The sequence below is a fragment of the Bradyrhizobium sp. 33ap4 genome (assembly GCF_032654765.1).
Taxonomy (GTDB): domain Bacteria; phylum Pseudomonadota; class Alphaproteobacteria; order Rhizobiales; family Xanthobacteraceae; genus Bradyrhizobium; species Bradyrhizobium australafricanum.
On the sequence record NZ_JAUMTJ010000018.1, the window covers coordinates 137,712 to 149,333 of the forward strand.

At 63.0% G+C, this 11,622-nt stretch carries 19 protein-coding genes and 1 tRNA gene; 10 read left to right on the forward strand and 10 right to left on the reverse strand.

The window, feature by feature from the left end:
• The 5 genes from Q2M23_RS16170 to Q2M23_RS16190 all read left to right on the forward strand — a co-directional run bounded on the left by Q2M23_RS16170 (nucleotide 1) and on the right by Q2M23_RS16190 (nucleotide 2,569).
• Nucleotides 1-399 (forward strand): phasin family protein, encoded by a 399-nt coding sequence (locus tag Q2M23_RS16170; RefSeq protein ID WP_092085090.1) that lies wholly within the window; start codon nucleotides 1-3, stop codon nucleotides 397-399.
• A gap of 271 nt (nucleotides 400-670) precedes the next feature.
• The gene (locus Q2M23_RS16175) at nucleotides 671-1,105 is read left to right on the forward strand and encodes a phasin (RefSeq protein ID WP_028336028.1); all 435 of its coding nucleotides are present in this window, start codon (nucleotides 671-673) and stop codon (nucleotides 1,103-1,105) included.
• A gap of 188 nt (nucleotides 1,106-1,293) precedes the next feature.
• Nucleotides 1,294-1,370 (forward strand) — tRNA-His (locus Q2M23_RS16180).
• A gap of 200 nt (nucleotides 1,371-1,570) precedes the next feature.
• The gene (locus Q2M23_RS16185) at nucleotides 1,571-1,864 is read left to right on the forward strand and encodes a hypothetical protein (protein ID WP_375162575.1); all 294 of its coding nucleotides are present in this window, start codon (nucleotides 1,571-1,573) and stop codon (nucleotides 1,862-1,864) included.
• 378 nt (nucleotides 1,865-2,242) lie between these two features.
• Nucleotides 2,243-2,569, forward strand: a complete 327-nt coding sequence (locus Q2M23_RS16190; protein WP_018273595.1) for a hypothetical protein — start codon at nucleotides 2,243-2,245, stop codon at nucleotides 2,567-2,569.
• A 13-nt stretch (nucleotides 2,570-2,582) separates the two neighbouring features.
• Here Q2M23_RS16190 and Q2M23_RS16195 read toward each other — a convergent pair whose 3' ends face one another.
• Complete coding sequence (locus tag Q2M23_RS16195; RefSeq protein WP_256521274.1) at nucleotides 2,583-2,717, reverse strand: hypothetical protein; 135 nt, start codon at nucleotides 2,715-2,717, stop codon at nucleotides 2,583-2,585.
• Between the two features lie 34 nt (nucleotides 2,718-2,751).
• On the opposite strand from Q2M23_RS16195, the gene Q2M23_RS16200 reads away from it, so the two are divergent.
• Nucleotides 2,752-3,432 carry a ParA family protein gene (locus Q2M23_RS16200; RefSeq protein ID WP_028336032.1) on the forward strand — a complete coding sequence of 227 codons (681 nt, stop codon included), beginning with the start codon at nucleotides 2,752-2,754 and terminating at the stop codon, nucleotides 3,430-3,432.
• Nucleotides 3,433-3,595: 163 nt separating this feature from the next.
• On the opposite strand, the gene Q2M23_RS16205 is transcribed toward Q2M23_RS16200, so the two are convergent.
• Both Q2M23_RS16205 and Q2M23_RS16210 read right to left on the reverse strand, forming a co-directional pair.
• Entirely contained in the window at nucleotides 3,596-3,742 is a 147-nt protein-coding gene (locus Q2M23_RS16205) for a hypothetical protein (protein WP_162832441.1), read from the reverse strand.
• 152 nt (nucleotides 3,743-3,894) lie between these two features.
• Entirely contained in the window at nucleotides 3,895-4,191 is a 297-nt protein-coding gene (locus Q2M23_RS16210) for a DUF4282 domain-containing protein (RefSeq protein WP_028340592.1), read from the reverse strand.
• Nucleotides 4,192-4,509: 318 nt separating this feature from the next.
• Between Q2M23_RS16210 and Q2M23_RS16215 the strand changes: the two genes are divergently transcribed.
• From Q2M23_RS16215 to Q2M23_RS16225, 3 genes are all read left to right on the forward strand, one after another.
• A complete protein-coding gene (locus tag Q2M23_RS16215) occupies nucleotides 4,510-4,968 on the forward strand; it encodes a MaoC family dehydratase (protein ID WP_057019033.1) in 459 nt (152 codons plus the stop codon).
• 8 nt (nucleotides 4,969-4,976) lie between these two features.
• Nucleotides 4,977-5,459 (forward strand): MaoC family dehydratase, encoded by a 483-nt coding sequence (locus Q2M23_RS16220; RefSeq protein ID WP_076829845.1) that lies wholly within the window; start codon nucleotides 4,977-4,979, stop codon nucleotides 5,457-5,459.
• Nucleotides 5,460-5,631: 172 nt separating this feature from the next.
• Entirely contained in the window at nucleotides 5,632-5,775 is a 144-nt protein-coding gene (locus Q2M23_RS16225) for a hypothetical protein (RefSeq protein WP_016841369.1), read from the forward strand.
• A gap of 107 nt (nucleotides 5,776-5,882) precedes the next feature.
• On the opposite strand, the gene Q2M23_RS16230 is transcribed toward Q2M23_RS16225, so the two are convergent.
• The 6 genes from Q2M23_RS16230 to Q2M23_RS16255 form a co-directional block, all read right to left on the reverse strand.
• A complete protein-coding gene (locus Q2M23_RS16230; protein ID WP_167350365.1) occupies nucleotides 5,883-6,023 on the reverse strand; it encodes a hypothetical protein in 141 nt (46 codons plus the stop codon).
• 386 nt (nucleotides 6,024-6,409) lie between these two features.
• Nucleotides 6,410-6,832, reverse strand: a complete 423-nt coding sequence (locus Q2M23_RS16235) for a hypothetical protein (RefSeq protein WP_016841371.1) — start codon at nucleotides 6,830-6,832, stop codon at nucleotides 6,410-6,412.
• A gap of 155 nt (nucleotides 6,833-6,987) precedes the next feature.
• Nucleotides 6,988-7,929, reverse strand: a complete 942-nt coding sequence (locus tag Q2M23_RS16240) for a hypothetical protein (RefSeq protein ID WP_316396107.1) — start codon at nucleotides 7,927-7,929, stop codon at nucleotides 6,988-6,990.
• Nucleotides 7,930-8,184: 255 nt separating this feature from the next.
• Nucleotides 8,185-8,619, reverse strand: coding sequence for a nuclear transport factor 2 family protein (locus Q2M23_RS16245; RefSeq protein ID WP_026193357.1), 435 nt, complete (start codon nucleotides 8,617-8,619; stop codon nucleotides 8,185-8,187).
• Nucleotides 8,620-8,897: 278 nt separating this feature from the next.
• Complete coding sequence (locus Q2M23_RS16250) at nucleotides 8,898-9,158, reverse strand: hypothetical protein (protein WP_028336038.1); 261 nt, start codon at nucleotides 9,156-9,158, stop codon at nucleotides 8,898-8,900.
• A gap of 60 nt (nucleotides 9,159-9,218) precedes the next feature.
• Nucleotides 9,219-9,689 carry a nuclear transport factor 2 family protein gene (locus Q2M23_RS16255; protein ID WP_057019035.1) on the reverse strand — a complete coding sequence of 157 codons (471 nt, stop codon included), beginning with the start codon at nucleotides 9,687-9,689 and terminating at the stop codon, nucleotides 9,219-9,221.
• A gap of 312 nt (nucleotides 9,690-10,001) precedes the next feature.
• Here Q2M23_RS16255 and Q2M23_RS16260 point away from each other — a divergent pair, with 312 nt between their 5' ends.
• A complete protein-coding gene (locus Q2M23_RS16260) occupies nucleotides 10,002-11,120 on the forward strand; it encodes an alpha/beta fold hydrolase (protein WP_229191209.1) in 1,119 nt (372 codons plus the stop codon).
• Nucleotides 11,121-11,424: 304 nt separating this feature from the next.
• Here Q2M23_RS16260 and Q2M23_RS16265 read toward each other — a convergent pair.
• A partial coding sequence (locus Q2M23_RS16265) for a hypothetical protein (protein WP_316396108.1) occupies nucleotides 11,425-11,622 on the reverse strand: 198 nt, incomplete at its 5' end.

Here is an 11,622-nt window from a genome sequence, read left to right on the forward strand (position 1 = left end):
ATGAGCGACAACGGGCGTGACCATTTCGAGATCCCCAAGTTCGAGATTCCCAAGGATATGCGGTCGATGGCGGAGGCGAGTTTTGAGCAGGCGCGCAAGGCGTTCGAGCAATTCGTGACCAACGCCAAGGACACCGCCGGCAAGATCGAGGAGCGCAACGCCACGGTGCGCGCCGGCGCCAAGGATCTTTCGACCAAGGCGCTGTCCTATGCCGAAAAGAACGTGCAGTCGTCGCTGGACTACGCCGAGGCGCTGCTCAAGGCCAAGGACCTCAGCGACGTCATGCGGCTGCACAGCGAATATGTGCAGGGCCAGATGCGCTCGCTCGCCGAGCAGGCCAGCGAGATGGGCCAGGCCGTCAGCCGGGCCGCGATGGACGCGGTCAAGCCGAAGAACTGACGAGGCGCATTGGCCGCGGCCGACCCTGGCGCATTCAGCCTCGGTCGGCCGCGGTAATCTTTTGTTCCGTCAGATAAAAAATGTGGCGTCGCACGCGATCTTACGTTGCGTTGCACAAAATTGACATGATATGGGTGTTTATTAGGCGCGCCCGACGAAGGGCGCTCCCGTGAATCAAGGCAGCGTGATCCATTTCAGCGCTCCCGGCCTGATGGGCTCCGGGACGTCCGCAATGGTCACATCTACTCACCCGTTGCGAAGGATTACACGTATGACCAACCCGTCCGATCCGTTTTCCGCCTCGATCATTCCGTTTGAAGTTCCCGAGCAGATGCGCGCGTTCGCCGAGAAGGGCGTTCTGCAGGCCCGCGACAGCTACGCCAAGTTCAAGGACGCTGCCGAGACCCACAACTCGACGGTCGAGGCCGTGTTCACCTCGGTGAGCAAGGGCGCCAGCGAGTATTCGGCCAAGCTGATCGAGTTCTTCAAGGCCAACACCACCTCCTCGCTCGACTTCGCCCAGGAGCTGTTCAGCGTGAAGTCGCCGACCGAAGCGGTCGAGCTGTGGACGTCGCACGCCCGCAAGCAGTTCGAGACCTACACCGCGCAGGCCAAGGAACTGGCCGAGCTCGGCCAGAAGGTCGCCAGCGAGACCGCCGAGCCGATCAAGGCCAGCGCCTCGAAGTTCTACAAGCCGGCCGCCTGATCGCTGCCGTTTGGGAAACCAGCGAAAGGCCCGGGCCGAAGCGGTCCGGGCCTTTTTGCTGGACGCGGCCGTCGAACGGCCCGACATAACAGCGGAAATCGGCGCGTTACGGCCTTGCCAAAGCGCGGCGTTGCACCTAGTTTCCGCCCGAAATCGCCGCCCCGCTTGAGCGGGCCGCGCGTCAGGATGCAGTTGTAGCTCAGTTGGTTAGAGCGCCTGTCTGTGGAACAGGAGGTCGGTGGTTCGAGCCCACCCAACTGTACCATCCGCAAGATCATTCAGCGCGACATCGCAAGATCGGACCATCGCAAGGTCGCTCGCCCTTGTCGCCCGGCGTGTCACCGCGTCCGCTTGCACTTCTCCGTCCCGTCACCCAAACTGACTGACACGACGCCTTAACGACGCCTAGTGACACCTTTGGGGGGATGCATGGGGATCGCCTGTTCAAGGAGTTTTTCGTTTGCGTTGATATCAAGCATCGCTCTTGCGGCGCTGCTGCTGCCGGGCCGAAGTGAGGCCTATACGCAAGACCAGCAGCAGGCCTGTACGCCGGATGCGTTCAGGCTTTGCGGCCCCGAGATTCCCGACGTCGATCGCATCACGGCCTGCATGATCAGGAACAAGGCGCAGCTCTCGCCGGCCTGCCGGGTGTTCTTCCGCGGTGGTCCCGAGCCGCGTGAAGCGAGCGAGCGCGTGGAACGGCGTGCTGCCAAGCACAAGGCCGCCAAATCGCACAGGGCGAAGAAGTCCACCCACTAAATGATTCCCATCGCGCGCACGCGGCTAACTTGGCGCATTCTCGTCGAGCGGACCGCTGTGCGCTTCACCTCGCCCCGCGTGCGGGGAGAGGTCGGAACGCATCGTCAGATGCGTTCCGGGTGAGGGGGAGTCTCCACAAGCGCAACTATCGCCATCCACGCGGAGACAGCCCCTCACCCCAACCCTCTCCCCGTAAGAACGGGGAGAGGGAGCGCAGCGCCATCGCGGTCAACGCAATCTCATCGCGCGGTGGATCGCCTCCATGCGATTTCAAGGTTGCGATGCGCGACAGACTGACGCCTTGTGACGCTGTCATGCAGCATCATCTCTGGGGCTTGTATTGTCAGCCAAATCTGTTCCGCTTGTGGAACGGATGGAGTGGGACGCGTGAGCGAATACTACAAACAAGAGATCGATCGGCACTTCGCCTGGTTCGAAGCCAAGCTGCCGGAAAAGCCGGCGCGCTTCGTCGCGTGGCTGCGCAAGCCGTCGTCGCGCTATGTGCGGATTCCGCTCGCGATCCTCCTGATCATCGGCGGCATCTTCAGCTTCCTGCCGGTGCTCGGACTCTGGATGCTGCCGCTCGGACTCCTTTTGTTCGCGCAGGACGTTCCGTTCCTGCAGAAACCGACCGCGCAATTGCTCGGCTGGATCGAGCGCAAGTGGATCGAGCGCGAGCGCGCGAAAGCTGCCGGAAAACGCTAGGCACCGAGTCATATCAAACGCTTAGGGCTTCCATTTGCGGTTGCGTCATAAGTTCGGTGTGACTCAAAAAGCAAAACGCACCGGTAATCTTGGCCACTTTGCGGATTGCAAGAAATTTTTTCTTTCGCGAATCAGCGTGCTGATTCATTTTCGCCTCCTGGGGTCAATCTGGAGGCCAACGTATGAACGTGATTGTTTTCGCTTCGCGTAAGGGGGGCTCGGGAAAAAGTACCCTGGCTGCTCACCTCGCCGCGCAAGTGCACAAGGCAACGAAGCCCTGTCTGCTGATCGACGCCGATCCGCAGGGCTCGCTGACTCTCTGGCACAAGCTGCGCGGCACCAACGAGCCGGCGATCAAGACGGCAGTGAACTCGGTCAGCGGGATCATTGCCCAGGCCAAGCGTGACGGCATCGAGTGGGTGTTCATCGACACGCCGCCGAACCTCTCGGCCGTGGTCGACGACTCCATCAAGAACGCCACGATGGTGATCATTCCGGCGCGGCCCGGCGTGTTCGACGTCAACGCCGTGCAGGAAACCATCCAGACCTGCCGCTCGATGCGCAAGCCCTATGCCGTCGTGATCAACGGTGCGCCCGCGCAGCGTGACGGCGCCGAAAGCCGCATCGTCGCGATCGCGCGCGAGGCGCTGGCGAAATTCCGCGCTCCGGTGTGGAGCGGCCAGATCACCAACCGCGCCGATCTTCTGATGGCGCTCGGCCAGGGCGAAGGCGCCCGCGAATATTATGCGGAAGGCCGCGCCGCCGCCGAGATCAATCGGCTGTGGGCCGCGATCGAACGCTCGATCAAGGCGATCCGCGGCACGGCGTCGGCGTCCGGTACGATGCACAAGCAGGCGGCGTAACAACGCCGTTTTGGTTTGAAATGGAAAGAACGCGCGGCTCCCGCGCGTTTTTTGTCGTCGAGAATATTGGAGCCATTCCGGGGCATGCGAAGCATGAGCCCGGAATCTCGAGATTCCGGATTCGATGCTCACGCATCGCTCCGGAATGACGGAGGGGATGCCCTCACGCCACCATCAGCAGATAGAACACGATCACCGGCGCTAGGGTCAGGATCACCGACCAGATGCCGACAGCCCATAAAATATCCTCGGTCGTAAAGCCCGGCTCGGCACCCGGCCTCACGGCAACAAACCCATTCCTCGAATTCACGACGCCCCCGCGCTGGTCTTGGCAATGCGGAAGGCTGTACGCGAGCGGATTTAAGATCCTGGTCGGAATTTCGCGGGCATTTGCGCGCGGGTGCTACTTCGGATTAACCACAGCCCCGCCGGTCGGTCGCGTTCGGCCGGGTGCCGTTCGCTTCAGTGCATTGCTCCGTCCCGATCGCGGATCGCTCCGAGATGCTCGTTGATCCGGAATACGATCAGGATGAACTCGGCGGCGATGCGCGAGAACACGATGCCGACGAAGACGCTGGCGATCGACGCGAGCAGCTGGATGAATCCGACGAACGGGCTGATCGCCATCGCCGTGAGGCTCCACAGGATGCCGGAGATCCCGAACAGCACGATGACCGCGATCACCAGCCAGTAGAACGTCTTGATGATCGTGGGCGTGATGAAGCGGTCCCACTGAAACAGATCCTGGAAATCGAACATCATGGTTCTCCCGGCCAGCCGAATATGATTCGCGTCTCGTTCATCCTACTGCGTGACCGCCGGCGTGATCACTTCATCCCGGGAGCCTGCGCCGCAGGCGTCCGTCGGGAAGAGGCTTTCGCCGGGCCAATGGTTCGGGACGGCGCCAGGCGCCTCCGCGACCAGAGGGATCGATACCGCAGAAGCCCATTCGGTCTCGCCAAAGGCGAGCCCCGGACCGGGCGCCGGCAGTCCAGGGGCGAGCTATGCGAGTGGGCCGATTGTGATTGCCGCAAATAACGGCCACAATCGGGCTTCCCTCCGGCATATCCTCACCCAATGACCACGCTGACCTTCGAAGACTTCAAGCCCGGCCGCTTCGGCACGTTCGGCCCGCGCCATGTTTCACGCGAGGAGATCCTCGCCTTTGCCGCCGAATTCGACCCGCAGCCGATGCATCTCGACGAGGAGGCGGCGAAGAAATCCATGCTCCGCGGCCTGTCGGGCTCGGGCTGGCATCTCGGCTCGCTGATGATGCGGATGCTGTTCGACGGCTTCATCGGCCGCACCGCCTCGCTCGGTTCGCCCGGGGTCAACGAGATGCGCTGGGTGGCGCCGCTGCGTCCGGGCGACGATTTGACGCTGGATGTCGACGTCGTCGAGGCGCGCGTCTCGAAGAGCCGGCCCGAGACCGGCATCGTCACTTTCAAGGGCACCATCCGCAACGCGCGCGGCGAGATGCTGTGCGAGATGGAGTCGCCGATCATCGTCAGCCGCCGCGACGGCGCGAGCGCATAGGAGAGGTCATGCGCTTTTTTGAAGATATCGAGATCGGCGCGCGGCGCGAGTTCGGCTCCTTCACCTTCACGCCCGAGGACATCAAGCGGTTCGCCGCGCAGTTCGATCCGCAGCGCTTCCATCTCGACGAGGAGGAGGGGCGCAACTCGCTGTTCGGCGGGCTCGCCGCATCGGGCTGGCATGTCGCCAGCGTCTGCATGAAGCTGCTCGTCGCCGACGGCAAGCGGCTCGCCGCGGAAGCCGCCGCGCGCGGCGAGGAGGTCGCGGTCTGGGGGCCCTCGCCGGGCTTCCGCGAACTGCGCTGGATCCGCCCGGTGCTGGCGGGCGATACCATCAGCTTCACCAACCAGGTCGAGACCAAGCGCACGTCCGAAAAGCGGCCCGAATGGGGCATCCTTCAGGCCCGCAACACCGGCGTCAATCAGCGCAACGAGGTGGTGTTCTCGTTCCTCGCCACCGCTTTCGTGCCGCGGCGGAATCCCGGTTCCTGATGTTGCCCGCGCGCCTCTGATGTTGCCCGGACGCCATGGTTAGCGAATGACTTCTGCTGCCGACGCAGTTGTGCGTTGCGTGGAACTCAGTTTTTGCTAACGCATTCTGAACCTTTGTCCCTGCCTTATGGTTTGAGGGCACGGACATCTGGCAAGAATGACTGGGGATACCATGGCAGATCGCAGCGCGCTGAAACTCGTCGGCATTATCTTCGCGACGGTAACGGTTGTGGTGATGCTGGCCACCGGAATGGTCGTGAAGGGCTTTGCCGACGGCAATTATTCCTTCGAGACCACCGCGAGCATCGACCGCTGATTGACCGTCTGTAACTCCCGGCGCTCGAGGGAGCGCAGGTGGCGTGCATTTGCGCTTTTCAATGTGATCTGTCGGCAGGCTGCGTCACATTTCTTCCAAGCTTCAGTCTAACGATTCCAGATCAGCACCATCACGACCGTCGCGGCTGCCAGGATGCCGATGAAGCGGATCATGATCGTGCCGATGCCCTGCTGCGGCTGGCGCAGCGGAATCGGATCGGCGGCGTTATCCGGCCGGACGCTCTGCATGACTTCGTCTCCAAATGGATGCCCGGCTAGTGTCCCGAATCCGAAGTTCGCATCATTTGCCGCACCTTCGGAGCGAACTTCGGATTCGATAAGGACACTAGCAAACCTTTGATTCTAGTGTGCTTTATGAATGCGAAGTTCGTGAAAGTGGCTGCCGCGAAATCGCACGAACTTCGCATTCAGCACACTAGGCGCGGTCCGGACGCGAATTCCGGATTGGACGCGGGCTCGACATCCCCAGTTCAAATCGGCTTCTGCAAAAAATTGACGTCGCGGAGTTTACACCGCGCTGAATAACGAATCGTTCTGCGCTGAATCAGGCCGCAAAGCGAAGCCGCCGCCCCCCGTTCAGGAGGCGGCGGCGATCAGTTTGGAAAACTGAAGTATCAGCTGTTGCGCAGGCCGTCGGCGGCGCGCTTCCACTGCGAGACGTTGTCGGCGATCATGCGCGTCGACTTCATCGCGGCCTGGCTGAGCTGGGCATAGCCGGAGATCTCGCGCTGGACGCGCTGGCCCTCGGCATGCAGCAGGTCACGCAGGCTCTCGAGCTCGCCGATCAGCTTCTCGATCTCGGCGAGCGAGGTGCCGGCGACGCGCTGGATCAGCGAATTGACGTTGCTGACGGTGGCATCGGTGTTGGTGTCGGTCGGCGCGGTCTCCGGACTCGCCACCGGCCGGCGCAGATAGGCGATATCGTTGCGCACGAAGTCGCGGATGCCGGCTTCGACTTCCGAGACGGCGGCGAGGTTGGTGTCGACCTCGGACGTCGTTTCGACTTCGGCTTCCTCGGTACGGTTGGTGGCGTTCATCGGCTTTCCCCTTGTTCGCAATGGCGAAGCGCGGCTTGTCCCCCGCACGACGAATTGATGAAGTTACGGACCTATCAGTGCCGCCGAATTTGACCGCATCTGGGCCAAGTTGCGGCAATGCCTGATCATTTAGCGCGATAGAGCTAACAGACCGTTCACCATGAGCGCTTGTAGCCGGCGCTGATGCTCTTGTTGGTGGTGCCCTGGGAGGTCTCGCCGACCGAGCCGGAGACGGTGACGCCGTCGAACAGCTTCTGCTCGGCGCCGATCCGGCGCAGCCATCGGTCGTCGGAGGTCGACAGCATCTGGCCTGCCGTGATGCTGGTGCCGGTGTCGTTAACCGACAGGCTCGCCGACTGATCGGTGTCGTAGCTGCGCGAGGAGTGGTTGATGATGCCGGGCACCGGGACCACGCCCTGCTGGATGAGGTTGTAGCCGTTCTGCAGCGTCAGCGAATATTGCTCCGACAGCGGCACCGACTTGCTCAAGGAGGTGCCGACCTTGCTCTGGTCGGCGGAGGGATCGACCCGCGCCTCGACCGAGGTCTTGTCCCAGATCGAGGCCACGCCGCCGGTAGAGATCGCGGCCCAGGCCGAGCCGCCGGACTGCGGCAGGCTGCCGCCATTGGCGAGCCGCTCCGACAATTGCTCCGACGTCGTCATCGTGCCTTGCCTTGCGACCGTCATGTCGGCGCCGATGCGGGTATCGAGGAATGGCGAGATCGACTGCTTGACCGACACCGCCGACGAGCCGTTGGCGTTGTTGTTGGTCGACCAGGATGGATCCTTGCCGGCGATGCTGGCGGGCCTCGCCGCACGCTTCGGCGCCAGCGTGGGCAGGCTCGTAGAATCGGTGTCGAGCTGGCTCCAGTCGAGCTTGCTCTCGTCGATGTCCTTCAGGATGTCGGCGTCATTGGCATTGGCCGCCGGCGGCTCCTCGTCGGCCGCAGCCTCGGCGTTATCAGCTGCGCTATCCTGGGCGGCGGGAGCGATCTGCCACGGCGGGGTTTGCGCGCCGGCCGACAGCGCCATCGCCAGGCTGAAGCCGGCTGCCAGCACCTGCAGCCTTGCCCAGCCAAATCGTAATGTGAAAGTCATTCCCAGCCCGCAAATTCCAGAGCCGCAGCATGCATTGCCGTGGCGCAAAATTGTGGCATCGGCGCTCTGAAAGCAAGTGATCAACGCGTGATCGTCATGTCCGGGACAAACGCGCCGCGCGTTCGCGCGGCGCGTCCCGAGCGCGGCCGTTCGGGGCTGGCAAAACAGGCCGCCGCTGCCGGGGCGCCTGAACGCGAAGACGCGCTTCGCGCTTTAGCGCCCCGGACATGACGAAGGCGTGAAATCGAAAGGCCGTCAGACCGCGATGCGCGGCAGATGGATCGGGTAGCCGACGGTCTGCTCGACGAGGTCGAAACTGTCGACCAGCACGCGGAAGCTCGTCAGCTTGCCGGCCCTGAACTGCGCGAAATGCGCGATCCGGAGCGAGATCGGCTTGTTGGAGTCGAGTGCCGTCAGCGAATAGCGCAGCATCGAGGCTGCGGAATCCACGCCGAGCATGATCTGTTCCCGGTCGAAGCGGTGAACCCTGAGGTTCTCGCCGATCTGCCGGATCACCTCGAGCACCGCGGCCTTGCCGCGGCGCGCGCCGAAAAAGGAAAACAGGTCGATCGGCCCATAGATGGACCATTCGACCTCGTCGTCGAGCAGCGGCTCGATATCTGCAAGCTGGCGTTCGTTGATCGCGCGATGCAATGCGCGCGAAAAACGCCAGAGACTATGCTCTGTCATTTTGGCCTTGTCCTGAAACTGGATTTTCAAACGCAAACGGATGGCAGGGGGTCAGCGCCGACGCCTTGCCAGGTTGCTGCACATCGCTATTGCGGCCTGAAATAGTGCCGAACGGCAAAAACGCAAATGACTTTTTTGCAATGCACAATTGCGCCGAATTTTACCCGAATGTGACCGCCGACCTCTGGATTCTGGTTCCGACGCGCTTTTTTGATGCGAACCGGCATCCACTCACGTGCGGGGCAGGCTTCGCGCGAAAACGCTCCGGTCGCCGCAATTCAGCGGTCGCGCTGCCGCACCGGTTGCCGCTCGATCACGATCTCGGCGTCGCGGATCGCCACCACCGCGAACAGCAGCGCGCCGCCGATGCCGCCGATCGCGGCGCCGAGCGGCATGAAGGTGAAAAACACCAGCGTTCCGCTGTCGATACCAGAGGTTCTAGCCAATCCGATCCAGCTAAGCCCGGCTCCGATGCCGAAGGCGGCGCCGCCAAGGGCGCCCAGCGCCAGGCCAAGCACAGCGAGCAATGCGATTTTCATGGTGATTTCAGCCCCGACCGCAACAAGCCCGGTAATAAGTCAGCGCCGGGCTGTCGAGGTTCAACGCCGGCGTTGCGAATTTGCCTGCACGATGTCGTCGTGCCCGGTCAGCGCCGCCGCGACGTCGCGCTCCAGCACCTGCTGGACGAGGTCGAAGGTGTCGATGATCTCGCGGATCTCGGTGATCTTGCCGTCGCGCAGCGTGTAGAACACCGCCACATCGAACTGCACCACGCGGGCGTTGTTGCGCTTGCGGAAGAACACGCGCAGCTGCGCGGCGACCCTGTCGCCCTGGGTCACCACGATCGGCGCCTCATAGCGCATGTCCGAATAGCGCTCGTGGATCGTGGTCCACATCTGGCGCAGCGCGGCCTTGCCGCGGTGCTGGCCCATATGCGGAAGAATGTCGATCGGGGCGTTGGCGAGAAACGCGACGTCGTCGCTGCAGCGATCGAGCGCGCCCTCGATGCCGCCGGCATAATAAACGTCGAGGAAGTTCAAGACGCGCTGCCGGTTCAAATCCTCGCCCATGATCGACTCCGCCGGTCCGACTCGCTCTGGCCCGGCATTGTGAACCGGAGCATTCCACAATCAAACAACATATGTTTGACGCGCGAGACGCGATTAGGTTCGGCAACCAGCGCGTGCATTGTGGCGCAAAATGCATGCGGCGCGCCGGTTCGCGCAATGCGACGACGGGCGGCTGTCGCGGTGCAGGCGGCGGTTTATTCCGCGCCTGCGCCGCTTAAATCTTCGCGCCCGCGGCCTTGCCGCGGCGCCGCCGGCCCGTATGCTTCGCGGCGGAAGGCGGCCGAACAGAGCCGCCCCGATGGGGAGAGACCAATGAAGCGCATCACCCACTTCGCCGCGATCCTGTCGCTGCTGGCATGCCCGGCGATCCCGCCCGCCTTCGCACACACGCCGCAGCAGCCTGCCCACCAGCTCTACAACGAAGGCGACCTGAAGCTCGAGAGCGGCGAGGCGATCAAGGATTTCTCGATCTCCTACGTCACCCACGGCACGCTGAACGCGAAGAAGTCGAACGCCATCCTGATGGTGACCGCGATCTCGGGCAATCATCACCGGCTCGATTTCATGATCGGCCCCGGCAAGGCGCTCGACCCCGACAAGTATTTCATCGTCTGCACCGACGCGATCGGCAACGGGCTGACCACGTCGCCGAGCAATTCGAAGGCGCAGCCGCGGATGCAGTTTCCGAAATTCGCGATCCGCGACATGGTGGAATCGCAGTATCGGCTGATGAAGGAGAAGCTCGGCATCGACCATGTCGTCGCCGTGGTCGGCCCCTCGATGGGCGGCATGCAGGCGCTGCAATGGGGCGTCAGCCATCCGGACTTCATGGACGCGCTGGTTGCGATGGTGCCGCTTGCGAAGACGCCGGCCTGGTCGGTCGCGGTGATGGAGGCCTCGCGCAAGGCGATCATGAACGATCCGGCGTGGAAGGACGGCAATTACGAGGCGCCGCCGGAGAAGGGCCTCAAGCTGTTCCGCGATATCGTCGCGCTGCTCGCGGCGCGCACGCCCGATATGTATGCGGCGCAGTTCAAGTCCGGCCCCGACGTGCTGCCCTGGATGGCCGAGCAGGAGACCGCGCTGTGGAAGCTGTTCGACGCCAACGACTGGATCTACCAGAGCTGGGCCTATGACCGGCACGATGTCGGCACCACGGCCGGGTTCGGCGGCGACACCGCGAAGGCGCTGGCGTCGATCAAGGCGAAGACGCTGATCCTCACCGGCACCAAGGACCTGCTCAATCCCGAATTCGAGCCGAACCAGATGGGCCAGAAAATCGGAGGCGTGACCATCAAGACGATCAGCCCGGGCACCGTGACCGGCCACGCCTCGGCCGGCGGTTTCTTCCCGGCGGATGTCGAGTTTCTCAACCGCGAAACCGGCGTGTTCCTCGACGGCGTGACCGACGGCGGCAAGAAACTGGAGTGATCGGCTGAACCGGCCGCGTCTCGCAGACGTGGAGGCATGCGGCGGGCAGCTGTCCGCGAGTTAATGAAACCTCCGCTCGCGCGCCCGGTTGGTTCGGCGTGGGCGACGCATCCGCAATGAGGAGTTCCGTATGAGAAACACCATGCCGCTTGCCGTCGCCGCCCTGGTTGTCTCCAAATAAATCATGCGAGCGCGCACCGCGCGACGGTGAGCCGGCGTCGACGCCGGCCACGAGGCCTTGAGCTCCTCCGGGGCCGGCCGGTGAAATCGCGCCGGCTCGCTGTCGCGGTGCGTTCGACAACAGCTAATCCGACGGCGCCGCCTTGCCGGCGGCGCGGTCGATGGTGAACCGCTCGTCTTCCCGGAACCGGCGGTGCCGCTGCGCCGTTGATGCGGCAGCATTGCATTGGAGCCGCATCATGAAATCGTCGTCCGTGAAGAATGCGGATTGACTTGAGAAATAAGCAGAATTGGTCTTGATGTAGTATTCGATTTTGCAGGA

What these genes read in the sequence shown, in the direction of transcription:
- Q2M23_RS16170 (WP_092085090.1), top strand. Translation starts at nt 1, where the DNA reads ATGAGCGACAACGGGCGTGACCATTTCGAGATCCCCAAGTTCGAGATT.
- Q2M23_RS16175 (WP_028336028.1), top strand. Translation starts at nt 671, where the DNA reads ATGACCAACCCGTCCGATCCGTTTTCCGCCTCGATCATTCCGTTTGAA.
- Q2M23_RS16195 (WP_256521274.1), bottom strand. Translation starts at nt 2,717, where the DNA reads ATGAATCAGCACGCTGATTCGCGAAAGAAAAAATTTCTTGCAATCCGC.
- Q2M23_RS16200 (WP_028336032.1), top strand. Translation starts at nt 2,752, where the DNA reads ATGAACGTGATTGTTTTCGCTTCGCGTAAGGGGGGCTCGGGAAAAAGT.
- Q2M23_RS16210 (WP_028340592.1), bottom strand. Translation starts at nt 4,191, where the DNA reads ATGTTCGATTTCCAGGATCTGTTTCAGTGGGACCGCTTCATCACGCCC.
- Q2M23_RS16215 (WP_057019033.1), top strand. Translation starts at nt 4,510, where the DNA reads ATGACCACGCTGACCTTCGAAGACTTCAAGCCCGGCCGCTTCGGCACG.
- Q2M23_RS16220 (WP_076829845.1), top strand. Translation starts at nt 4,977, where the DNA reads ATGCGCTTTTTTGAAGATATCGAGATCGGCGCGCGGCGCGAGTTCGGC.
- Q2M23_RS16225 (WP_016841369.1), top strand. Translation starts at nt 5,632, where the DNA reads ATGGCAGATCGCAGCGCGCTGAAACTCGTCGGCATTATCTTCGCGACG.
- Q2M23_RS16230 (WP_167350365.1), bottom strand. Translation starts at nt 6,023, where the DNA reads ATGCAGAGCGTCCGGCCGGATAACGCCGCCGATCCGATTCCGCTGCGC.
- Q2M23_RS16235 (WP_016841371.1), bottom strand. Translation starts at nt 6,832, where the DNA reads ATGAACGCCACCAACCGTACCGAGGAAGCCGAAGTCGAAACGACGTCC.
- Q2M23_RS16240 (WP_316396107.1), bottom strand. Translation starts at nt 7,929, where the DNA reads ATGACTTTCACATTACGATTTGGCTGGGCAAGGCTGCAGGTGCTGGCA.
- Q2M23_RS16245 (WP_026193357.1), bottom strand. Translation starts at nt 8,619, where the DNA reads ATGACAGAGCATAGTCTCTGGCGTTTTTCGCGCGCATTGCATCGCGCG.
- Q2M23_RS16250 (WP_028336038.1), bottom strand. Translation starts at nt 9,158, where the DNA reads ATGAAAATCGCATTGCTCGCTGTGCTTGGCCTGGCGCTGGGCGCCCTT.
- Q2M23_RS16255 (WP_057019035.1), bottom strand. Translation starts at nt 9,689, where the DNA reads ATGGGCGAGGATTTGAACCGGCAGCGCGTCTTGAACTTCCTCGACGTT.
- Q2M23_RS16260 (WP_229191209.1), top strand. Translation starts at nt 10,002, where the DNA reads ATGAAGCGCATCACCCACTTCGCCGCGATCCTGTCGCTGCTGGCATGC.